The 20,603-nt window shown below is 72.8% G+C and carries 16 protein-coding genes and 2 tRNA genes; 10 read left to right on the top strand and 8 right to left on the bottom strand.

Annotation, left to right across the window (positions count from 1 at the left end):
- The first annotated feature begins 77 nt into the window (after positions 1–77).
- A complete protein-coding gene (locus tag AYX06_RS04260; protein WP_062734735.1) occupies positions 78–908 on the top strand; it encodes a transglutaminase-like domain-containing protein in 831 nt (276 codons plus the stop codon).
- 9 nt (positions 909–917) lie between these two features.
- Here the strand turns inward: AYX06_RS04260 and AYX06_RS04255 are convergent, their stop codons facing one another.
- The 6 genes from AYX06_RS04255 to bcp all read right to left on the bottom strand — a co-directional run bounded on the left by AYX06_RS04255 (position 918) and on the right by bcp (position 8,833).
- A complete protein-coding gene (locus tag AYX06_RS04255; RefSeq protein WP_047804513.1) occupies positions 918–1,352 on the bottom strand; it encodes a MarR family winged helix-turn-helix transcriptional regulator in 435 nt (144 codons plus the stop codon).
- 241 nt (positions 1,353–1,593) lie between these two features.
- The gene (locus AYX06_RS04250; protein ID WP_062734734.1) at positions 1,594–4,743 is read right to left on the bottom strand and encodes an efflux RND transporter permease subunit; all 3,150 of its coding nucleotides are present in this window, start codon (positions 4,741–4,743) and stop codon (positions 1,594–1,596) included.
- A 191-nt stretch (positions 4,744–4,934) separates the two neighbouring features.
- Positions 4,935–6,419 (bottom strand): malate:quinone oxidoreductase, encoded by a 1,485-nt coding sequence (locus tag AYX06_RS04245; RefSeq protein WP_084271439.1) that lies wholly within the window; start codon positions 6,417–6,419, stop codon positions 4,935–4,937.
- Between the two features lie 116 nt (positions 6,420–6,535).
- The gene (locus tag AYX06_RS04240) at positions 6,536–8,134 is read right to left on the bottom strand and encodes an ABC transporter substrate-binding protein (RefSeq protein WP_062734732.1); all 1,599 of its coding nucleotides are present in this window, start codon (positions 8,132–8,134) and stop codon (positions 6,536–6,538) included.
- A gap of 105 nt (positions 8,135–8,239) precedes the next feature.
- Positions 8,240–8,323, bottom strand: a tRNA-Leu gene (locus AYX06_RS04235).
- Positions 8,324–8,359: 36 nt separating this feature from the next.
- Positions 8,360–8,833: a thioredoxin-dependent thiol peroxidase gene (gene bcp, locus AYX06_RS04230; RefSeq protein WP_062734731.1), complete on the bottom strand. Its 474-nt coding sequence runs from the start codon at positions 8,831–8,833 to the stop codon at positions 8,360–8,362.
- A gap of 204 nt (positions 8,834–9,037) precedes the next feature.
- On the opposite strand from bcp, the gene AYX06_RS04225 reads away from it, so the two are divergent.
- Complete coding sequence (locus tag AYX06_RS04225) at positions 9,038–9,589, top strand: MarR family winged helix-turn-helix transcriptional regulator (protein ID WP_084271438.1); 552 nt, start codon at positions 9,038–9,040, stop codon at positions 9,587–9,589.
- A 293-nt stretch (positions 9,590–9,882) separates the two neighbouring features.
- Here the strand turns inward: AYX06_RS04225 and AYX06_RS04220 are convergent.
- Positions 9,883–9,958, bottom strand: a tRNA-Lys gene (locus AYX06_RS04220).
- Positions 9,959–10,527: 569 nt separating this feature from the next.
- Between AYX06_RS04220 and AYX06_RS04215 the strand changes: the two genes are divergently transcribed.
- The 4 genes from AYX06_RS04215 to AYX06_RS04200 all read left to right on the top strand — a co-directional run bounded on the left by AYX06_RS04215 (position 10,528) and on the right by AYX06_RS04200 (position 15,078).
- Positions 10,528–12,420 (top strand): acetolactate synthase large subunit, encoded by a 1,893-nt coding sequence (locus AYX06_RS04215; RefSeq protein ID WP_062734730.1) that lies wholly within the window; start codon positions 10,528–10,530, stop codon positions 12,418–12,420.
- 2 nt (positions 12,421–12,422) lie between these two features.
- Positions 12,423–12,932, top strand: a complete 510-nt coding sequence (gene ilvN, locus AYX06_RS04210) for an acetolactate synthase small subunit (protein ID WP_062734729.1) — start codon at positions 12,423–12,425, stop codon at positions 12,930–12,932.
- Between the two features lie 100 nt (positions 12,933–13,032).
- On the top strand, positions 13,033–14,058 hold the full coding sequence (ilvC, locus tag AYX06_RS04205; protein WP_062734728.1) for a ketol-acid reductoisomerase: 1,026 nt from the start codon (positions 13,033–13,035) through the stop codon (positions 14,056–14,058).
- Positions 14,059–14,220: 162 nt separating this feature from the next.
- Positions 14,221–15,078, top strand: coding sequence for a CPBP family intramembrane glutamic endopeptidase (locus tag AYX06_RS04200; protein WP_062736872.1), 858 nt, complete (start codon positions 14,221–14,223; stop codon positions 15,076–15,078).
- On the opposite strand, the gene AYX06_RS04195 is transcribed toward AYX06_RS04200, so the two are convergent.
- Positions 15,032–15,700, bottom strand: coding sequence for an AIM24 family protein (locus AYX06_RS04195; RefSeq protein ID WP_062734727.1), 669 nt, complete (start codon positions 15,698–15,700; stop codon positions 15,032–15,034). The two genes, AYX06_RS04200 and AYX06_RS04195, sit on opposite strands and share 47 nt — an antisense overlap.
- Before the next feature lie 95 nt (positions 15,701–15,795).
- Between AYX06_RS04195 and metG the strand changes: the two genes are divergently transcribed.
- The 4 genes from metG (at position 15,796) to AYX06_RS04175 (ending at position 20,573) form a co-directional block, all read left to right on the top strand.
- Positions 15,796–17,358: a methionine--tRNA ligase gene (gene metG, locus AYX06_RS04190; RefSeq protein WP_062734726.1), complete on the top strand. Its 1,563-nt coding sequence runs from the start codon at positions 15,796–15,798 to the stop codon at positions 17,356–17,358.
- A gap of 79 nt (positions 17,359–17,437) precedes the next feature.
- Positions 17,438–18,514: a 3-isopropylmalate dehydrogenase gene (locus AYX06_RS04185; protein WP_062734725.1), complete on the top strand. Its 1,077-nt coding sequence runs from the start codon at positions 17,438–17,440 to the stop codon at positions 18,512–18,514.
- Between the two features lie 100 nt (positions 18,515–18,614).
- A complete protein-coding gene (locus AYX06_RS04180) occupies positions 18,615–19,724 on the top strand; it encodes a branched-chain amino acid aminotransferase (protein WP_062734724.1) in 1,110 nt (369 codons plus the stop codon).
- 75 nt (positions 19,725–19,799) lie between these two features.
- On the top strand, positions 19,800–20,573 hold the full coding sequence (locus tag AYX06_RS04175; protein ID WP_062734723.1) for a fumarylacetoacetate hydrolase family protein: 774 nt from the start codon (positions 19,800–19,802) through the stop codon (positions 20,571–20,573).
- Positions 20,574–20,603: the final 30 nt, after the last annotated feature.

Here is a 20,603-nt window from a genome sequence, read left to right as displayed (position 1 = left end):
TGATCGGTGTCGTGGGCGACAATGGACCGGGCGGGCCGCGGGCCCGGCCGACATCCCACCTGACCAGGAGGCCCATCGTGCCCACCACCCGGCGCACCGTCTCCGCGGAGGTCGACTTCGCGTCCGAGACCGATCACCTGGCGGTGTTCTCGCTCGCCGCCGCCCGACTGGGCGGGGGCCCGCACCCCGGGGAGCGGCTGCGGCTGCGCGTGGACGGCGAACCGGTGCCGCTGGAGCCGGCCGAGGACCTGCACGGCACCCGGCTGCACCTGGCCCGCGTGCCGGGCGGGACGCAGTGCACCGTCTCCTACGAGCTGGCCCTGGACGGGGCGGGGGGCCCGCCGCCGGCGGCGGAGTCCGTGGACGTGGTCCGCTACACCCGCCCGAGCCGCTTCTGCCCGTCCGACGAGATGACCGGCACCGCCGACGCCCTCTTCCCGGGCGCCCGCGGCGGCGGCTACGCGACGCTGCAGCGGGTGCGGGACTGGGTGCACGAGAACCTGGACTACGTGGCGGGATCGTCGGCGGCCACGGACACCGCCGTGCACACGTACCTGACCCGCCAGGGCGTCTGCCGCGACTACGCCCATCTGCTCATCACCCTGCTGCGGTCCCTCGGCGTGCCGGCGCGGCTGGTGTCCGTCTACGCCCCCGGGCTGTCCCCCATGGACTTCCACGCCGTGGTCGAGGCGTGGCACGACGGCGGATGGTACACCCTGGACGCCACCGGACTGGCTCCCCGCTCGGAGTTCGTGCGGATCGCCACCGGCGCCGACGCCGCGGAGACCGCGTTCCTGACCACTCTGCAGGGGCGGATCACGCTGGGGGAGATGCGGATCGCGGCGGAGTCCGCCGCCGGCACGCCCGAGGACCCCGGGGCCCGGGTCGTGCTCCCGCTGCCCGCCTGAGCGGGCCGGTCAGAGGGAGTTCACGGCCTCCCGCAGCCGGTCGGCCAGCCGGGTGAGGATGCGCAGCTCCTCCGGGTCGAGCCCGGCGGACATCAGCTCGTGCACGTGCACCCGGAACTGCTCGGCGATCTGCGCCTGCATGGCCCGGCCCGCGTCCGTCAGCCGGATCCGCAGGCCCCGCAGGTCCTGCGGGTCCTGCCACCGGTGCACCAGCCCCTTGAGCTCCAGGCGCTCGAGCATCCGGCTGAGACTGGACTGGGTGAGCAGCACGTACTCGTTGAGCTCGTTGAGCCGCATCCCCGACTCGTCGGAGCGCGACAGGTTGAACAGGACGTCGTACTCGCGGGCCGAGAGCTCCGCGAACTCGGGTTGGCGCTGGAGGCGCCGCATGACCGTCACCTGGGCCCTGAAGAGGGCCTCCCAGGCGTCGGCGCTGTTCTGCACACGGTCTGTATCTCTGCGGGGCACACGTTAATGCTACGACCGGGTTACATGGGCGGACCGGGCGCGAGTGTCCCCCTTTCGGGGGTCCCCCTGCCGGGGCCGGGCGGAGTCCACCCGGGGACCGCCCCCGCCTCCCGCCGTGACCAGGCACGATGCGGCGGCGATCTCCGGTCCCGGCCGGGACGGCTGTGTGCGGACACCGTTATTTCCTATCGCAAATGTCCACGAAAGAGCGCAGGTGTCATGCGCCGGACAGCGCCGCGATCCGCTCCTCCCGGCGGCGGTGGCGCTCCTCCTTGCGGGCCTCCACGAGCCGGTAGAGCACCGGGACCAGCACCAGGGTCAGCAGGGTCGAGGAGATGAGCCCGCCGATGACCACCACGGCCAGGGGCTGGGAGATGAAGCTGCCCCGCCCCGTGACCCCGAGCGCCATGGGCGTCATCGCCAGGATGGTGGCCAGCGCGGTCATCACGATGGGCCGCAGGCGGCGGGTCGCGCCCCGCTCGATGGCGTCCTCCAGCGCCATGCCGTGCTCCCGCCCCCGGTACTGGTTGATGAGGTCGATCAGCACGACCGCGTTGGTCACCACGATCCCCACCAGCATGAGCACGCCCACGAGCGAGGCCAGGCCCAGGGGCACCGCGGAGGCGAGCAGGGCGAGCACCGCGCCCGTGGCCGCGAAGGGGATCGAGACGAGCAGGATCAGGGGCTGGACCAGGGACTTGAACGTCGCCACGAGGACCACGTAGACGATGGCGATGGCCGCGAGCACCGCGAGGCCCAGCTGGCGGAAGGTCGTCTGCTGCTCGGTGGCGGCCCCGCCGAGCTCGGCCGCCGCGCCCTGCGGGAGGTCGAGTCCGGCGAGGGCCTCCTGGACCGCGGCGCTCGTGGCGCCGAGGTCGTCGCCCGCCGGGGTGACGGCCACGGTCGCGGTGCGCTGGTCACGGCTGGAGGTGATGGTCTCGACGGTGAGCGTCTCCTCGACCTCGGCCAGGTCGTCCAGGCGCGCCACCCCGCCGGCCGTGGGCACCGGCAGGGCGCGCAGGGCCTCGACGTCCTCCACGGCGCGGCCCTCGCCGATGGTCACGGCCACGGAGTCGGCGTCCAGGTCGATGGACCCGGCCGGGACGGGGTTGACCGTTCCGGCCAGCGCCCCGGTGACCTGCTCCTCGGTCAGCCCGCGCTCGGCGGCGGCGGCCCGGTCGACCGTCACGACCACGGTGGGCTGGGTCGCGGCCAGGTTGCTCGTCACCTGCCCGGCGGAGTCGAGCCCGCGCATGACCTCCACGACGGCGTCGTCGGCCGCGACCAGCGTGTCCTGGTCCGGGGCGCTGACGGTGATCTCCACGTCGCTGCTGGTGAACCCCTGGGCGCCCTGCACGGAGAAGTCGCCGGCGCCGTCCAGCGCGTCCAGCTGCTCGCCCACGGTGCGGCGCAGCTGCTGCTGGTCGACCTCGGCGTCCGTCGTCACGGAGAAGGTGGCGCTGTTGCTGCCGCTGCCGGGCATGAACGCGGAGAAGCCGCCGCCGGTGCCCATGGTGACCTGGACGTCCTCGATGCCCTCGGTCGAGGCGAGCACCTCCTCGGCGCGGGAGGCCTGCTCGGAGGTCACGGCCAGGGCGGTCCCGGCCGGGAGGTCCTGCTCGACCGTCATCGTGTTCTGTCCCGTGTCCCCCAGCAGGTTCGTGGGCAGCACCGGCAGCAGGGCGGCCGTGCCGGCGAGGACCAGCACGCTCACCCCGAGCGTCGCCCACGGGTGCCGCTGGGTGCCGCGCAGCACCGGGAGGTAGCCGCGGGCCAGACGGGTCGGCGCCTCGGCGCCGGCGGAGGACCACGGAGCCGTCCGGGCGGGGGCCGTGCGGGAGCGGCGCCGGGCCAGGCGCGGATCGCGCAGGAACCAGTACGCCAGGACCGGCACGATCGTCAGGGACACCACCAGGGAGGACAGCAGGGCGATGGTCGTGGTGAGCGCGAACGGCCGGAACAGCTCACCGGTCACGTCGCCCACGAAGGCGATCGGCACGAACACCGCCACGGTGATCAGCGTCGAGGCGGTGATCGCCCCGGCGACCTCGCGCACGGCGGTGAGGATGGCCCGGCGCTTCGCGTTGGCGGGGTCGGTGCGCAGGTCCACCGTCCCGTAGTGGCGCTTGATGTTCTCGATCACCACGATGGAGTCGTCCACCACGCGCCCCACGGACAGCGTGATCGCGGCGAGCGTCAGGAGGTTGAGCGAGTAGCCCAGGGCGCTGATGCCGATGAAGGTGGCCAGCAGGGACAGCGGGATGGAGATCGCCGTGACCAGGGTCGAGCGCAGGGACGCCAGGAACACGAGGATGACGAGGACGGCGAAGGCGAGGCCCAGCAGGCCCTCCACGGTGAGGTCCTCGATGGACTGCTCGATGTAGGGCGCCTGGTCGAAGACGGTGGTGATCCTCGCGCCGTTGCCCAGGTCCGCCTCGAGCTCGGGGACCATCTCCTCCACGGCGCGGGAGATCCCCACGGTGTCCCCGTCCGGGGTCTTCGTGACGGACACGGCGAGGGTCGGCTGACCGTTGGTGCGCGTGATCGAGGTCTGCTCCTGGTCGGCGAGCTGCACGGTGGCCACCTCGCCGATGGTGGTCGTCCCGGCGTCCGCGGGCGCGTCCTCGGAGCGGGGGAGGGGGACGTTGCGCACGGCCTCGAGGGAGTCCAGCGGGGAGCCGGCCTGGACGGGGACGCTCGTGGCGCCGTCCTCGACCGTGCCCACCGGCACGAGCCCGCCGCTCTCCTCCAGCGCGGTGCGGAGGTCGGCGGGCGTGGCCCCGGCGCGCGCGAGCTGCGCCTGGTCCGGCAGGATGGACACGACCTGCTCCGGGGCGCCGCTGACCTCGGCCGAGCGCACGCCGTCGATCTTCTGCAGGTCCGGGACCGTGAGCCGCTCCAGGTCCGCGGCCAGGGGGCTGAGCTGCTCGTCGGAGGACACGGCGAGGAAGACGATGGGGAAGTCCGCGACGGACCCGGCGAAGGCGGTGGGCTCCACGTCCTCCGGCAGCTGCGCCTCGACGTTGGACACAGCCCGCTCCACCTGGTTGCGGGCCCGGTCCAGGTCGGTGCCGTACTCGAAGCCGAGCTGGATCTCGGACAGCCCGCTGCGCGAGGTGGACGTGGAGCTCTCCAGGCCCTCCACGATGTTCAGGGCGCGCTCCAGCGGCCGGCCCACCTGCTCGTCGACCACCTCGGCCGAGGACCCCGGCATGACCGAGACCACGCTGATCACGGGGATCTCCAGGGAGGGGATGAGCTCCTGCTTCATGGAGCGCATGCTGAGCACGCCGAAGACGGCCACGAAGACCGTGATGAGCACGATCAGGGCGCGGTTGGCCATTGAGGCGCGGGCGAGGAGAAACACGCGTGCTCCTAGGGGAGGGACGGTCGACGGCGCTCCGGGGAGGCCGGGCGCGGGCGCTCCTCAGCGTACCGCCGGAATCCGACAGGCCGCCGGGACCGCCCGTGCCGGGCACCGGGCGGCGGCGGGCACGCCGCGGGCCCCGGACCGGGCGGTCCGGGGCCCGCGGCGTGCGTGCCGGGGCCGGCGCGGGGTCAGTTGATGCCGAGCACCTGGGCGGTGCGGCCCATGACCTCGTCCGCGAGCTGCGGGTGGTCGTTGAGGGTGACGCCGTAGGAGGGGATGAGCTCCTTCAGGCGGGCCTCCCACCCGGAGATCCGCCCCGGGAAGGACTTGGCCAGCAGGTTGAGCATGATGGGCACGGCCGTGGAGGCCCCCGGGGAGGCGCCCAGCAGACCGGCGATCGAGCCGTCGGCGGCGGTGATGAGCTCGGTGCCGAACTGCAGCACGCCGCCCTTCTCCTTGTCCCGCTTCATCACCTGCACGCGCTGGCCGGCCTCGACGAGCTCCCACTGGGAGCCGTCGGCGGTCGGGTAGAACTGCTGCAGGGCCTCGACCCGCTGCCCCTTGGTCTTGGCCAGCTCGCTGAGCAGGTACTTCACGAGGTCCAGGTTCGCCAGGCCGGCGCGGGTCATGGGGTAGAGGTTGTGCGGGCGCACGGACAGCGGCAGGTCGAGGAACGAGCCCTGCTTGAGGAAGTTCGGCTTGAAGCCGCCGTAGGGGCCGAAGAGCAGGGCGCGCCGGCCGTGCTCGTACCGGGTGTCCAGGTGCGGCACGGACATGGGCGGAGCGCCCACGGAGGCCTGGCCGTAGACCTTGGCGTTGTGCTGGGAGGCCACGTTCTCGTCGGTGTTGCGCAGCCACAGGCCCGAGACCGGGAACCCGCCGTAGCCCTTGGCCTCGCGGATGCCGGACTTCTGCAGCAGGGGCAGGGCGCCGCCGCCGGCGCCCACGAAGACGAACTTGGCCCGGATGAGGCGGTGGCCCTCGGCGTTGAGCCGGTTCTTGACCTCGGCCACCCACGTGCCGTCGCTCTGCCGGTCGAGGTCCACGACCTGCTGGCCGTAGCGCACCTCGCCGCCCCGGGCCTGCAGGTGGGCGACCTGCTGCCGGGTCAGCTCGCCGAAGTCGACGTCGGTGCCCTCCGGGGACCAGGAGGCGGCCACCCGTCCGGCGCCCCGGCCGTGCATGGTCAGCGGCGCCCAGCCGGCGATCCTGTCCCGGTCCTCGGTGTACTCCATGCGCTCGAAGAGCTTGTTCGGCTTCAGGGCCTCGTAGCGGCGCCGCAGGTAGTCGCTGTGGGCGTCGCCGAAGACCAGGGACATGTGCGGCACGGGGTTGATGAAGGTGCGCGGGTCCTGCAGCTTGCCCTCGGACACGAGGGAGGCCCAGAACTGGCGGGAGAGCTGGAACTGCTCGTTGATGCTGAGCGACTTGGCCGGGTTCACCGAGCCGTCGGCGGCCTGCGGGGCGTAGTTGAGCTCGCACAGCGCGGAGTGGCCCGTGCCGGCGTTGTTCCAGACGTTGGAGCTCTCGGCGCCCACCTGGTCCAGGCGCTCGAGCAGCGTGATGTCCCACTGCGGCTCGAGCTCCTTGAGGAACACGCCGAGGGTGGCGCTCATGATGCCGCCCCCGATCAGGAGGACGTCGGTCGATTCCGTTGCCTGAGGTGATGTCACAGTCGATGCTCCCGTAGAACGCCCGGCGCGGACGCTGCGCCGGTGAGTGGTCGGGACTCAGACTAACGCCACGCCCGGACGATTCCCGAATGACACCGGGCGCTCGGCGGACGGGCTCAGCGCGCCGGGTCGAGGCGGACCCGGTTGAACTCCTCGTAGCCGGTGGAGGTCAGGGGGAAGGACGTGACGGAGTCGTCGACGGCCACGGCGGAGATCGGGTGGGCCAGCGGGACGGCCGGCAGCAGGCGGGAGAGACGGTCGTTGATCGATGCGTAGGCGCGGGTGCGCTCCTCGCCGTCGGGCAGCGCCGCCGCGCGGTCGACCGCCCGGAACAGCGAGGCGCTGTCGATCCCGAACTCGCCGCTGGGGCCGCCGAAGAGCGCCCCCATGAAGTAGTCGGGATCCCGGTAGCCGCCGTTCCAGCCCAGCAGGTGCAGGGCGTGGTCGCCGTCGGGGTCCTGGACCTGCTGCGCGTACCCGTCCGTCCAGTCCACCGGAACGGGCTCGATGACGAAGCCCGCCCGGACCAGCTGGGCCGCGATGTCGGCGTAGACCTTCTCGGGCTCCTGCATGTACGTGCGGGAGGTGTGGCGCGGGTAGTAGAAGCGCAGCGGCTGCCCGTCGTAGGAGGACTCCGCGAGCAGCTCCCGCGCCCGCTGCGGGTTGTAGGAGGGCACCCGCAGGTCCGTCCCGTCCATCGCGAAGCGGGCCGGGAGGAACTGGTCGGCGACCCGGGTGCCGTCGGGATAGTGCTCGCGCACGATCGCGCCCCGGTCCACCGCGGCGGCGATCGCCTCCCGCACGTCCGGGTCGTCGAGCGGGGGCACGTTCTGGTTGATGCCCAGGTAGGAGACCGAGTACGGGTCCCGCTGGAAGACCTGGACGCCCTCCCGGGCCAGCGGGGCGAAGGAGTCCAGGCCCACCTGGTCGTAGCCGTCCACCTGGCCCAGGCGCAGCGCGACGTAGCGCAGCTCGGGCTCGGCGACGGTGCGGAACTCGAGGGTGCCGATGTCCCCGAGCTCCCCCCAGTAGCCGGGATCGGCCCGGAGCACCACGCCGGCGCCGTCCCCGGACTCGTAGCGGAACGGGCCGGTCCCCACGGGGTGGTTGTCCTGGGTGCCGGCCGCCAGGGCCTCCGGGGAGGCGATGCCGAAGGCGGGCTGCGTCAGCGCCCGCAGCACGGGCGTGCGGGCGGCGGTCAGGGACAGCACCAGGGAGGAGGGCGACTCCACGGTGCAGCCCTCGTACAGGGTCCCGCCGCCGGCGGCGCGGAAGACCGTGGCGAAGGAGGTCCGCTGCCCGGCGGCGGCCAGGGACTCCCAGCGCTCGAAGTTCGCGCAGACCGCCTCCGCGTCCAGGACGGTGCCGTCGTGGAAGCGCACCCCGTCGCGCAGTTCGAAGGTGTAGCGCAGCCCGTCCGCCGAGCGCTCCCAGGAGGTGGCCAGCGCCGGCACGGGCTCGCCCGTCGACGGGTCCGCCCGCACGAGGCCCTCGAGGATCTGGGCGGCGATCCGCGAGGTCTCCACGGTGCTGACAGCCGCCGGGTCCAGGGTGGGCGCCGCCGCGGCGTTGGCGAAGACGAACGTGGCCTGCGGCACGGACCGGGAGGCCGTGGGCGCGGGCGCGCCGTCGCCGGGCGCGCACGCGCTCGCGGCGAGCAGCCCCGCGCAGAGCGCGAGGGCGGCCGCGGTGCGGGGGACTCGCCTGGGCGCCATGGGTCCTTCGTGGCCGGCCGGACCGGCCGGCGGAGTGGTCGTGGGCACCGCCGTGCTGATCGACGGCGGCCGGGTCGTGCTCGGGCCCCGGGCGGGGCCGTGGGGTGCGCGAGGCGGGACTCGAACCCGCACGCCGGTCAGGGCACAGGAACCTAAATCCTGCGTGTCTGCCAGTTCCACCACTCGCGCCGAGGGGCCCGTCCGGGCCCCTCGCCCATCCTAGCCTCAGGCGTCGAGTCCGAGGTCGCGGCGCAGCTTCGCCACGTGCCCCGTCGCCCGGACGTTGTACTGCGCGAGCTCCACGTCCCCCTCAGGGCCGACCACCACGGTCGAGCGCACGAGGCCCTCGTAGGTCTTGCCGTAGTTCTTCTTCTCGCCCCAGGCCCCGTACGCCTCCGCGACCCGGTGGTCGGCGTCGGAGAGCAGGGGGAACGTCAGGGCCTCGGCGTCGACGAACCGGGCCAGCGCCTCCGGGCCGTCGGGGGAGATGCCGACGACGGCGAAGCCGTCCGCGGCGAAGCGCTCCAGGCTGTCGCGGAAGTCGCACGCCTGCGTGGTGCAGCCGGGTGTGGAGGCCTTGGGGTAGAAGTAGACGACGACGCGGCGCCCGCGGTAGTCGGCGAGCGAAACGGGCCGGCCCTGCGCATCGGGCAGGGTGAAGTCGGGGGCCTTCCGGCCGGGTTCGAGACGTGCCGCCATGAACGGTTCCTCCATGCTGTGCTGTGCGGTGCGGTGTGGTCCGGGCGGTGCCCGGACCACGAAGACTACCGGCGGTTCCCGGGCTGCCGCCGGACGGGTCGGCGGGCGGCACCCGGGCTGCCCGGCGCCCCGCGCGGCGAAATGCTCATAAGTTTGCTTAGCATGATGCTGTAATCGGCGTTCCGGGTCGGTAGACTGCTTTTCATGCCTTTCACCACTCAATGGCCCACCAACAGACTGCTCTCCACGGCGGCACGTCTCGTGGAGCACGCCTGGAACGAGCGCCTGGCCACGCTCGGCGTCACCCATGCGGGCGTCATGGCCCTCGACGTGCTGCAGACCGCGGGGAGCATGACGCAGGCCCAGCTGGCGCACCGCGTGCGGGTGCAGGCGCAGACCATGGGCAAGACGCTGCACCGGCTCGAGCTGCACGGGCACGTCACCCGCTCGAAGAACGTGCGGGACCGCCGCAGCCACCTCGTGTCGATCACCCCGGAGGGGCAGCGCATCCTCGAGGCCGCCACGCAGCTCGAGGACGACCTGGTCGGGGACGGCCTGCTCACCGACGAGAGCCTGCGCCGCACCCTGGCCGACATCATCACCACCCTCGGAGGCGCCCGCTGGAAGCTGCGGGTGGAGCCCGACGGGACCGTCACCGACGCCGGGTCCGCCGGTGCGCCCCCGGCCGCCCAGGAGATCGAGGTGGATGACGCGGTGGAGCGCGAGACCGTGGTCCAGGGCGACACCACGCCCTGAGCCGGTCGGTGCCGCCCGCGATCACCGGCCGGGGGCGGCGCGGCACGGCCTCCGCGCCGCCGCGCGCCGGCAGGGCCACGAGGATGTGGTCCGGCCGAGAACACCCGGGGCGCGGTCGTGGCCCCGGGTGCTGTCGTGCCCGGACCGGCGCGTCCGCCGCCGGGTCCGGGGACGGCGGGTCCAGGGGTGACGGGAGGCGCTCCGGGCCGGGGCGCTGGACGGTTCCGAGCGGTGCCCGGTTCCGGCAATGACAAGAGGCCCTGCCGCGTGCTGACGCGGCAGGGCCTCTGCTGTGGTGCGCCCCCTCGGACTCGAACCGAGAACCCATTGATTAAGAGTCAATTGCTCTGCCAATTGAGCTAGGGGCGCGGGTGCTGCGGCAGAAACAGTAGCACGACCCGGCTCGAGGGCCGAATCGGGCCGGCCGGCTTGCGCCGTGCTCCGCCTCGCAACGAGAAAGTACTCTACCACTTCACGGCGGCTTGTCCATTTCGCCCGGGTCGCACCGGGCCGCACCGGGTCCGCCGCGGGGCACGTCCGGCCGGCCCTCGGCCCGGCTGCGCGCCGTCCGAGGGTGCGGGCCGGCTCGTCGCGGGGAGCGGCCCCTGCTCCGGCGGCAGCCGGACGTCCCCGCGGGGCCCGCCGCGCAGGCGCGACGACGGCCGCGGCGTGCGCTGTCTCACATGGTGGGACGAGCCGTCCGAAGATTGACACACCCGGGCGGGCGGCAGAGCATGGAGCCATGCAACTCAGCCACGGTGTCGTCAAGCTCACGGTACGCGTCCTCGTCGGACGCGGGGCCTGAGCCGACGACCGGTCGAGCGCACGGGCCCTGTCGCACCACCCGGTGCAGCGAGGGCCCTTTTTCTTGCCCGGCGCCGACGGGGACGCGACCGCAGGGGCCGGAACAGAACCACCGACACCAGAAGGACAGTGACATGAGCAAGGGACAGCCGATCAGCCCGGCGCTGATGGCCACCAAGCGGGTGGACACCGCCGCCGACCACCGGCCTCCGGGGGCCCGCGAGCACGTCGTCCCGGCAGCTCCGGCCGTCCACGGGCCCGGCAACACCGTGCCGCCCATGCAGATGACCGGCTCCCAGGCCGTCATCCGGTCCCTGGAGGAGCTCGGGGTGACCGACGTGTTCGGCCTGCCCGGCGGCGCCATCCTGCCGACCTACGACCCGCTGATGGACACCGACAAGATCAACCACATCCTGGTCCGGCACGAGCAGGGCGCCGGCCACGCCGCCGAGGGCTACGCCCTGGCCTCCGGCCGGGTGGGCGTGTGCATCGCGACCTCCGGGCCCGGGGCGACGAACCTCGTCACGGCGATCGCGGACGCGCACATGGACTCCATTCCCATGGTCGCCATCACCGGGCAGGTGTCCTCGAAGGTCATCGGCTCCGACGCCTTCCAGGAGGCCGACATCGTGGGGATGACGATGCCGATCACCAAGCACTCCTACCTGGTGACGCAGGCCGAGGACATCCCGCGCGTGCTCGCCGAGGCCTTCCACCTCGCCTCGACCGGCCGGCCCGGTCCCGTGCTCGTGGACATCGCCAAGGACGCCCAGCAGGACACCATGACGTTCTCCTGGCCGCCGCGGATGGACCTGCCCGGCTACCGGCCCGTCACCCGCGGGCACGCCAAGCAGGTGCGGGAGGCCGCCCGGCTCGTCGCGGCCGCCCAGCGCCCGGTGCTCTACGTGGGCGGCGGGACGATGCGCGCCGACGCGGCGGCCGAGCTCGCCGAGCTGGCGGAGCTGACCGGGGCCCCGGTGGTCACCACGCTGACCGCGCGCGGGGTGTTCCCCGACTCCCACGAGCAGAACCTCGGGATGCCCGGGATGCACGGCACCGTCCCGGCCGTGTACGCGATGCAGCAGGCCGATCTGCTGGTGACGCTGGGCGCGCGCTTCGACGACCGGGTCACCGGCCACCTGGAGACCTTCGCCCCCACCGCCCGGATCATCCACGCCGACATCGACCCCGCCGAGATCTCCAAGAACCGCACCGCCGACGTCCCGATCGTGGGCGACGTGAAGGAGATCATCCCGGACCTGGTCGCCGCCGTGCGCCAGGAGTTCGAGCGCAGCGGCGCCCCGGACCTCTCCGCGTGGTGGACCACGCTGAGCGGCCTGCAGGCCACCTATCCGCTCGGCTACCCCAAGCCCGCCGACGGGCTGGGCTCCCCGCAGCACGTCATCGAGCGGATCTCCGCCCTGACCGGCCCCGAGGCCGTCTACGCGGCCGGCGTGGGCCAGCACCAGATGTGGAGCTCCCACTTCGTGCGCTACGAGCGGCCCCGCCAGTGGCTGAACTCCGCCGGGCTGGGCACCATGGGCTTCGCCGTGCCCGCCGCGATGGGCGCGAAGGTCTCCCAGCCGGACCGCGTGGTGTGGGCGATCGACGGCGACGGCTGCTTCCAGATGACCAACCAGGAGCTCGCCACCTGCACGATCAACAACATCCCGATCAAGGTGGCCGTGATCAACAACTCCTCGCTGGGCATGGTGCGCCAGTGGCAGACCCTGTTCTACGACGGCCGGTACTCCAACACCGACCTGAACACCGGCCACGACAGCATCATGGTGCCCGACTTCGTGAAGCTCGCCGAGGCCTACGGCTGCGCCGCCCTGCGCTGCACCCGGGACGAGGACGTGGACGACGTCATCCGCCAGGCCCTCGAGATCAACGACCGCCCCGTGGTGATCGACTTCGTGGTCTCCGCGGACGCGATGGTGTGGCCGATGGTGCCCGCCGGCGTGTCCAACGACCAGATCCAGATCGCCCGCAACATGACCCCCGAGTGGGACGAGGAGGACTGACCATGAGCCGACACACCCTCTCCGTGCTGGTCGAGGACAAGCCCGGGGTGCTCACCCGCGTGGCCGGGCTGTTCGCCCGCCGCGCCTTCAACATCGACTCGCTCGCCGTGGGACCCACGGAGCTCGACGGCGTCTCCCGCATCACCGTGGTGGTGGACGCCGAGGGCGAGCTGCTCGAGCAGGTGACGAAGCAGCTGAACAAGCTGATCAACGTCATCAAGATCGTCGAGCTCACCACCGACTCGTCGGTGCAGCGTGACCACATCATGGTCAAGGTGCGCGCCGACGCCGCGACCCGTCTGCAGGTCACCCAAGCCGCAGACCTGTTCCGGGCCACCGTTGTCGACGTCTCCACCGAGTCGCTCGTCATCGAGGCCACCGGCGCCCCGGACAAGCTCCGGGCGCTGCTCGACATCCTGGAGCCCTTCGGCGTCCGGGAGATCGTCCGGGCCGGTACGCTGGCCCTCGGACGTGGTCCCAAGTCGATGAGCGACCGCGCCCTGCGCCACTGACGCCCCCGGGCGGCGGTGCCCCGGGCGCCGGCCCACAGACACCCCAACCACCTCGCGGCGGGCTCCGCCGCGCCCATCCATGCTTCAAGGAGACACCCCCATGGCAGAGATCTTCTACGACGACGACGCCGACCTGTCGATCATCCAGGACCGCTCCGTCGCCGTCATCGGCTACGGCTCCCAGGGCCACGCCCACGCGCTGAACCTGCGCGACTCCGGCGTGGACGTCCGGATCGGCCTGGCCGAGGGCTCGAGGTCCCGCGCGAAGGCCGAGGCCGAGGGGCTGCGCGTCCTCACCGTCGCGGACGCCGTCGAGGAAGCCGACGTCATCATGATCCTCACCCCGGACCAGGTCCAGCGCCACGTCTACGCGGAGTCGATCGCCCCGAACCTGAAGGACGGCGACGCCCTGTTCTTCGCCCACGGCTTCAACATCCGCTACGGCTACATCGAGGCCCCCGAGGGCGTCGACGTCGTGATGGTCGCCCCCAAGGGCCCCGGGCACACCGTGCGCCGGGAGTTCGAGGCCGGCCGCGCCGTCCCCGCCCTCGTGGCCGTCGAGAAGGACGCCTCCGGCAAGGCCCTCGAGCTGGGCCTGTCCTACGCCAAGGCCATCGGCGGCACCCGCGCCGGCGTCATCAAGACCACCTTCACCGAGGAGACCGAGTCCGACCTCTTCGGCGAGCAGGCCGTGCTGTGCGGCGGCATGTCCCACCTCGTCCAGTACGGGTTCGAGACCCTCACCGAGGCCGGCTACCAGCCGGAGATCGCCTACTTCGAGGTCCTCCACGAGCTCAAGCTGATCGTGGACCTCATGGTGGAGGGCGGCATCGCCAAGCAGCGCTGGTCCATCTCCGACACCGCCGAGTACGGCGACTACGTCTCCGGCCCCCGCGTGATCAACCCCGCGGTCAAGGAGAACATGAAGGCCGTGCTCGCCGACATCCAGGACGGCACCTTCGCCAAGCGCTTCATCGAGGACCAGGACCAGGGCGGCCCCGAGTTCAAGAAGCTGCGCGAGAAGGAGGAGGCCCACCCGATCGAGGTCACCGGCCGCGAGCTGCGCAAGCTCTTCGCCTGGACCTCCCCGGACGCCGACTACGTGGAGGGCACCGCGGCCCGCTGATCCGCACCCGCTCCCGCCGCCCCGGACGGGGCCGGGAGCACCGGCCGAGGGGCCGCGTCCGCACGTCATGCGCCGAGCATTCCGCGCGGACGCGGCCCCTCGCCGTACCCGCAGCCGTACCCTGAGGGCGGAGGCAGCCGCCACGATCGGGGGGTGGTCCGCATGGCGGACGTCGGCGCACGCGAGCGGTCGCCCGGCAGGGGTGTGCGGGACTGGACCGCACGCCACCAGCTCGTGGCCTTCTTCGCGCTGGCCTACGCCTGGTCCTGGGCGTGCTGGGCGCCCCTCCTGGCCGGGGCCGGTGGCACGGTCCTGCTCCTGCTCGGCGGCTTCGGGCCGCTGGTGGCGGCCTGGACCGTGCAGCGGCTGGCGGGGGAGTCGCTGCGGCCCTGGGCCCGGGCGATCGTGCGGTGGCGGGTCCCCGTCCGCTGGTGGGCCTGGGCGCTGGGGCTGCCCGCGCTGCTGTACGCCGTCGCCAACCTGGTGCTCGGGGCGCTGGGCCGGGAGATCGACTGGTCCCTGGCCCTCGACCGGGCGCCCGCCTACCTGGCGGGCTTCGCCTTCGTGGCCGTGCTCGGGGGCGGCCTCGAGGAGCCGGGCTGGCGCGGGTTCGCGCTGCCGCGCCTGCAGCATCGGCTGGGGCCGCTGCGCGCCACGGCGCTGCTGGGCCTGCTGTGGGGAGTGTGGCACGTGCCGCTCTACGGGCCGCTGGGCTTCGTGGTGCCCTTCGTCCTGGCGTTCTTCTACACGCCGCTGCGCAACCGCACCGGCAGCGTCCTGCTGTGCGTGCTGCTGCACGCCAGCTTCACCCCCGCCCAGGACCACCTCGTCCTGCTGGCCGCGAAGCCGGTGCACACCGGGCTGCTGGACGTGGTGGACCTCGTCGTGCTCGGCACCTACGCCGGGGCCGCGCTGCTGGTCGTCGCCCTCACCCGGGGGCGCCTGGGCGCTGAGCGCGCCCGGGGCCGGCCGCTCAGCCCTGCCGCACCACCGGGACGCCCTCCGAGGGCTGGACGATGACGAAGCCGGGGCCGGAGAAGGCCAGCTGGAAGGACTCGCCGGAGCCGCCGCGCAGCAGGGAGCCCATCGACAGGTCGTTCCGGATCCCCGGGACCAGGTTGGCCGACCACGCCACGGCCGCCTGCGGGTCCACGTACGTGGGCTGGCCGGCGCAGTCCAGGATCATCGGCGCCCCGTCGGAGCACAGGGCGAGCACCCCGTGGCCGGAGAGCTCCAGGTTGAACAGCCCGCCCGCCATCAGCCCGGCCCCGCCCACGCGCCGGATGTCCCAGGACAGGGTGTCGTCGAAGGCCAGCAGGGAGGAGCTGCTGACCGTCATCCCCTCGCCCTCCAGCAGCACGGTGAACACGTTGCGCGCCTGCCGGGCGAAGAAGACCTCGCCCTCGCCCGAGACGCGCATCATGGGTGCGTCCTCGCTGGTCAGGACCTTCTTCATGAGCTTGCCGAGCGAGCCCGAGCCCTCGTGCCGGAAGCCCATCCGCCCCTGGTAGGCGACCATGGCGCCCTTCGTGGCGACCACGTCCGGGCCCAGGCCCACCCGCAGCATCCGGGGGGACTGCAGGGTCCAGCGCTCCTGGCTCTGGCGTTCGAAGTGGTCCTGGGCGAAGAGCTCGCTGCGCACGGTGGCCTCCTGAGGGATCGGTGCCGGCTGTCCCGCCCATCGTGGCACCCGCGGGCGGGCGCCGCAGCCTCCGCGCGGTCGGTAGAGTGGAAACCGTGACTTCCTCCGACCGCACCCCGTACTACATCACCACGGCCATCGCGTACCCCAACGGCACCCCGCACATCGGGCACGCCTACGAGGTGATCGCGACCGACGTCATGGCCCGGTTCAAGCGGCTCGACGGCTTCGACGTCCGCTTCCTGACCGGCACCGACGAGCACGGGCAGAAGATGCAGCAGACCGCGGAGAAGGAGGGGCTGACGGCCCGGGAGCTCGCGGACCGCAACGCGGCGCGCTTCCGGGAGATGGACGACGCCCTGAACATCTCCTACGACCGCTTCATCCGCACCACGGACCCCGACCACTACGCCGCCTCGGCGGCCATCTGGCGGCGCATGGAGGAGGCCGGGGACATCTACCTCGGCAAGTACGCCGGCTGGTACTCGGTGCGCGACGAGGCGTTCTACGCCGAGGACGAGACCGAGCTGCGCGAGGACGGGCTGCGCTACTCGGTGGGCACCGGCACGGAGGTCACCTGGACCGAGGAGGAGTCCTACTTCTTCCGGCTCTCCGCCTACCAGGACCGGCTCCTGGCCCTCTACGAGCAGCAGGGCTTCGTGTTCCCGGAGACCCGCCGCAACGAGGTCGCCTCCTTCGTGCGATCGGGCCTGGAGGACCTCTCGATCTCCCGCACCACCTTCGACTGGGGCGTGCCCGTGCCCGGCGACCCGGACCACGTGATGTACGTGTGGGTGGACGCACTGACCAACTACCTCACCGGGGTCGGCTTCCCGGACACCGACTCGGAGCTGTTCCGGCGCTACTGGCCGGCCGGCGCGCACGTGATCGGCAAGGACATCGCCCGCTTCCACGCGGTGTACTGGCCGGCGTTCCTGATGTCGGCCGGGCTGCCCCTGCCCGAGCGGGTCTTCGCCCACGGGTTCCTGTTCAACCAGGGCGAGAAGATGTCCAAGTCCGTGGGCAACGTGATCGACCCGCACGCCCTGGTCGCCGAGTACGGGCTGGACCAGCTGCGCTTCTTCCTGCTGCGCGAGGTGCCCTTCGGCCAGGACGGCAGCTACTCGCACGACGCGATCCGCAACCGCATCAACTCCGACCTCGCCAACGACCTCGGCAACCTGGCCCAGCGCTCGCTGTCGATGGTGGCGAAGAACTGCGAGGGCCGGGTCCCGGAGCCCGGGGAGCTCACCGCCGAGGACCGGGCGATGCTCGACGCCGCGGCCGGCCTCTACGAGCCGGTGCGCGCGGAGTTCGACGAGCAGCAGTTCCACCGGGCCCTGGAGCTGATCTGGCGGGTGGTCGCCGAGACCAACCGCTACTTCACCGCGCGGGAGCCGTGGAAGCTGCGCAAGACCGATCCCCAGCGGATGGCCACGGTGCTGTGGGTGACCCTCGAGGTCGTGCGGACGGTGGGCCTGCTCGTGCAGCCGGTGATGCCGGAGGCGGCCGGCCGGCTGCTCGACGTGCTCGGCCAGGCCGAGGGCGACGCCCGGCTCTTCACCGCCCTGGGCGCGCGGCTGGTCCCCGGCACCCCGCTGCCCGCCCCGGCGCCGGTGTTCCCCCGCTACGAGGAGCCGGCGGCCCTGCAGGCCTGAGCCCCACCGGGCCGTCCGGCATGTGAGACGTCCGTCCGAGACGTGGATGCCCGCGCCAGGGCGCTCCTATTCTGAGGGCATGAGCGAGCCGACTCCCGCAGCAGCCCCCGCCCCCCTGAGGATCGCCGTCGTCCCCGGCGACGGCATCGGCCCGGAGGTGGTGGCCGAGGCGGAGAGGGTCCTCGACGCCGTGACCTCCGCCGTCGGCGTGCGCGTGGAGAAGCGCCGGTTCGGTCTCGGCGCCCAGCACTGGCTGGAGACGGGGGAGACCCTCACCGAGCAGACGCTGGAGGAGCTGCGCGCCCACGACGCCATCCTCTTCGGCGCGGTGGGCGCCGCCCCCGGCGACCGCCGGGTGCCCTCCGGGATCATCGAGCGGGACGTGCTGCTGCGGATGCGCTTCGCCCTGGACCACTACGTGAACCTGCGCCCCTCCCGGCTCTACCCGGGCACCACCAGCCCGCTCGCCCGGCCCGGGGACATCGACTTCGTGGTGGTCCGCGAGGGCACCGAGGGCCCCTACGCCGGCAACGGCGGGGTGCTGCGCCCCGGCACGGACGCCGAGATCGCCACCGAGGTGTCGCTGAACACCGCCCACGGCGTGCGCCGGCTGGTGCGCTACGCCTTCGAGCTGGCCGCCCGGCGCGAGCGCCGGAAGCTCACCCTGGTGCACAAGCACAACGTCCTGGTCAACGCGGGGCGGCTCTACTCCCGGCTGGTCGAGGAGATCGGCGCCGAGTTCCCGGAGGTCGCGGTCGACTACCTGCACGTGGACGCCGCGACCATCTTCCTCACCACCGACCCGGCGCGCTTCGACGTGATCGTCACCGACAACCTCTTCGGCGACATCCTCACCGACCTGGCCGGCGCGGTCACCGGCGGCATCGGCCTGGCCCCGGCGGGCAACATCAACGCGGACCGCACCGCGCCGTCGATGTTCGAGCCCGTGCACGGCTCCGCGCCGGACATCGCCGGACGGCAGCTGGCGAACCCGGTCGCGGCGATCCTGGCCACCGCCATGATGCTCGAGCACCTCGGGCTCCCGGAGCAGGCCGCCCGGATCGAGGCCGCCGTGCAGCAGGACCTCGCCGAGCACGGCACCGAGGCCCGCAGCACCGCCCAGGTGGGCGACGGCGTGCTCGCCGCGCTGACCTGAGCCGCTCCCGCCCGTGCGCTCCGGGGATAGGCTGGGAACACGAAACATCCGCCCGCCCCGCGTGCCGGTCGCCACGGGGTCGACCCCGCAGGGAGACGCAGTGACCACTCAGCCCACCACCTTCGCCCACCACCTGACCCAGGACCCGGTCCCGGAGGAGGTGCGCGCGGCCATCCTCGCCGACCCGGGCTTCGGCACGAACTTCTCGGACCACATGGTGAAGATCGACTGGTTCGGCGACGTCGTCGCGGGCACGGGGCGCTGGAGCGACCCGCGGATCGAGCCGTACGGGCCGCTGGTGCTCGACCCCGCCGCCGCGGTGCTCCACTACGGCCAGGAGATCTTCGAGGGGCTGAAGGCCTACCGGCACGCGGACGGCTCCGTGTGGACGTTCCGGCCCGAGGCCAACGCGGCCCGGCTCAACCGCTCGGCCCGCCGGCTGGCGCTGCCGGAGCTGCCCGAGGCGATGTTCCTGGACTCCCTGCGGGAGCTCGTGTCCGTGGACGAGCAGTGGGTGCCGGACGGGGAGGGCGAGTCCCTGTACCTGCGCCCGTTCATGATCGCCACCGAGGCGTTCCTGGGCGTGCGCCCGTCCCGGCAGGTGCTGTACTCGGTGATCGCCTCCCCGGCCGGCAACTACTTCGGCGGGCCCGTGAAGCCAGTGGACATCTGGCTCTCCCGCGACTACGCCCGCGCCGGGCGCGGCGGCACCGGGGCGGCCAAGTGCGGCGGCAACTACGCGGCCTCGCTGGTCGCCCAGATCGAGGGCGAGGCCCACGGCTGCCAGCAGGTGATGTTCCTGGACCGCGACCGCGGGGACGCCGTCGAGGAGCTGGGCGGGATGAACGTGTTCTTCGTCCTCGGGGACGACACGCTGGTCACCCCCGAGCTCACCGGCACCATCCTGGAGGGGGTCACCCGCACGTCGATCATCCAGCTCGCGCGCGACCGCGGGATGACCGTCGAGGAGCGCCGCTTCACCCTCGAGGAGTGGCGCGAGGGCTGGCGGTCGGGCACGGTCACCGAGGCCTTCGCCTGCGGCACCGCGGCCGTGATCACGCCCATCGGCCGGCTCCTCTCCGCGGAGGGGACCATCGGCGACGAGGGCGCCCGGCCCGGGACCGTCACCATGGACATCCGCAAGCAGCTGCTCGACATCCAGACCGGCCGCGCGGAGGATCCCCACGGCTGGCTCACCCGCCTGGTCTGAGGCAGGCGCGGCCCTCTCGGTGACCGGACGAGGGGGCCGCGCGCCGCCCTGCGGGCCGTGGGATAGCCTGGGGCCATGCGAATTGCCAGGTTCACCGTCGACAACGAGATCCACTTCGGCGCGGTCCAGGGCGCGCCCGGCGCCGAGACGGTCACCGTCCTCGCGGGCGACCCGTTCTACACCGGGATCCACCCCACGGAGCAGCGCCACGAGCTCGCCGACGTCCGCCTCCTGGCCCCGGTGATCCCGCGCTCCAAGATCGTGTGCGTCGGGCGCAACTACGCCGACCACGCCGCGGAGCTGGGCAACGAGCTGCCCACCTCGCCGATGCTGTTCTTCAAGCCCAACACCTCCGTGGCCGGCCCCGGCGACCCGGTGACCCTGCCCCCGTGGACCGAGGAGGTCTCCTACGAGGCGGAGCTCGCCGTGGTGATCGGGCGGATGTGCAAGGACGTGCCCGTGGAGCGCGTGCCCGAGGTGGTCTTCGGCTACACCGCCGCCAACGACCTCACCGGCCGCGACGTGCAGCGCACCGACAACCAGTGGGCCCGCGCCAAGGGCTTCGACGGCGCCTGCCCGCTGGGCCCCTGGATCGAGACCGACCTCGACACCTCCGCACTGGCCGTGCGCAGCCGCGTCAACGGGCAGACCAGGCAGGACGGCAGCACCCGGGACATGGTCTTCGACGTCCCGTTCCTCGTCTCCTACGTCTCCCAGGCATTCACCCTCCTGCCCGGCGACGTGATCCTCACGGGCACGCCCGCCGGCGTCGGCGTCGTCGACGAGGGCGACCGCATCGAGGTCGAGGTCGAGGGCATCGGCGTCCTGCCCACCGTCCTGCGCCGCTGACGCCCGCGACCGCACGCCCCGCTGACCCAC

Origin of the sequence: Kocuria turfanensis (genome assembly GCF_001580365.1) — a bacterium.
Classification (GTDB): domain Bacteria; phylum Actinomycetota; class Actinomycetes; order Actinomycetales; family Micrococcaceae; genus Kocuria; species Kocuria turfanensis.
This window is presented reverse-complemented; position numbering and strand designations above follow the sequence as displayed.

Coding starts and splice junctions, on each gene's coding strand:
- AYX06_RS04240 (WP_062734732.1), bottom strand. CDS start 8,134: ATGGCGCCCAGGCGAGTCCCCCGCACCGCGGCCGCCCTCGCGCTCTGC.
- bcp (WP_062734731.1), bottom strand. CDS start 8,833: ATGGCGGCACGTCTCGAACCCGGCCGGAAGGCCCCCGACTTCACCCTG.
- AYX06_RS04225 (WP_084271438.1), top strand. CDS start 9,038: ATGCCTTTCACCACTCAATGGCCCACCAACAGACTGCTCTCCACGGCG.
- AYX06_RS04215 (WP_062734730.1), top strand. CDS start 10,528: ATGAGCAAGGGACAGCCGATCAGCCCGGCGCTGATGGCCACCAAGCGG.
- ilvN (WP_062734729.1), top strand. CDS start 12,423: ATGAGCCGACACACCCTCTCCGTGCTGGTCGAGGACAAGCCCGGGGTG.
- ilvC (WP_062734728.1), top strand. CDS start 13,033: ATGGCAGAGATCTTCTACGACGACGACGCCGACCTGTCGATCATCCAG.
- AYX06_RS04200 (WP_062736872.1), top strand. CDS start 14,221: ATGGCGGACGTCGGCGCACGCGAGCGGTCGCCCGGCAGGGGTGTGCGG.
- AYX06_RS04185 (WP_062734725.1), top strand. CDS start 17,438: ATGAGCGAGCCGACTCCCGCAGCAGCCCCCGCCCCCCTGAGGATCGCC.
- AYX06_RS04175 (WP_062734723.1), top strand. CDS start 19,800: ATGCGAATTGCCAGGTTCACCGTCGACAACGAGATCCACTTCGGCGCG.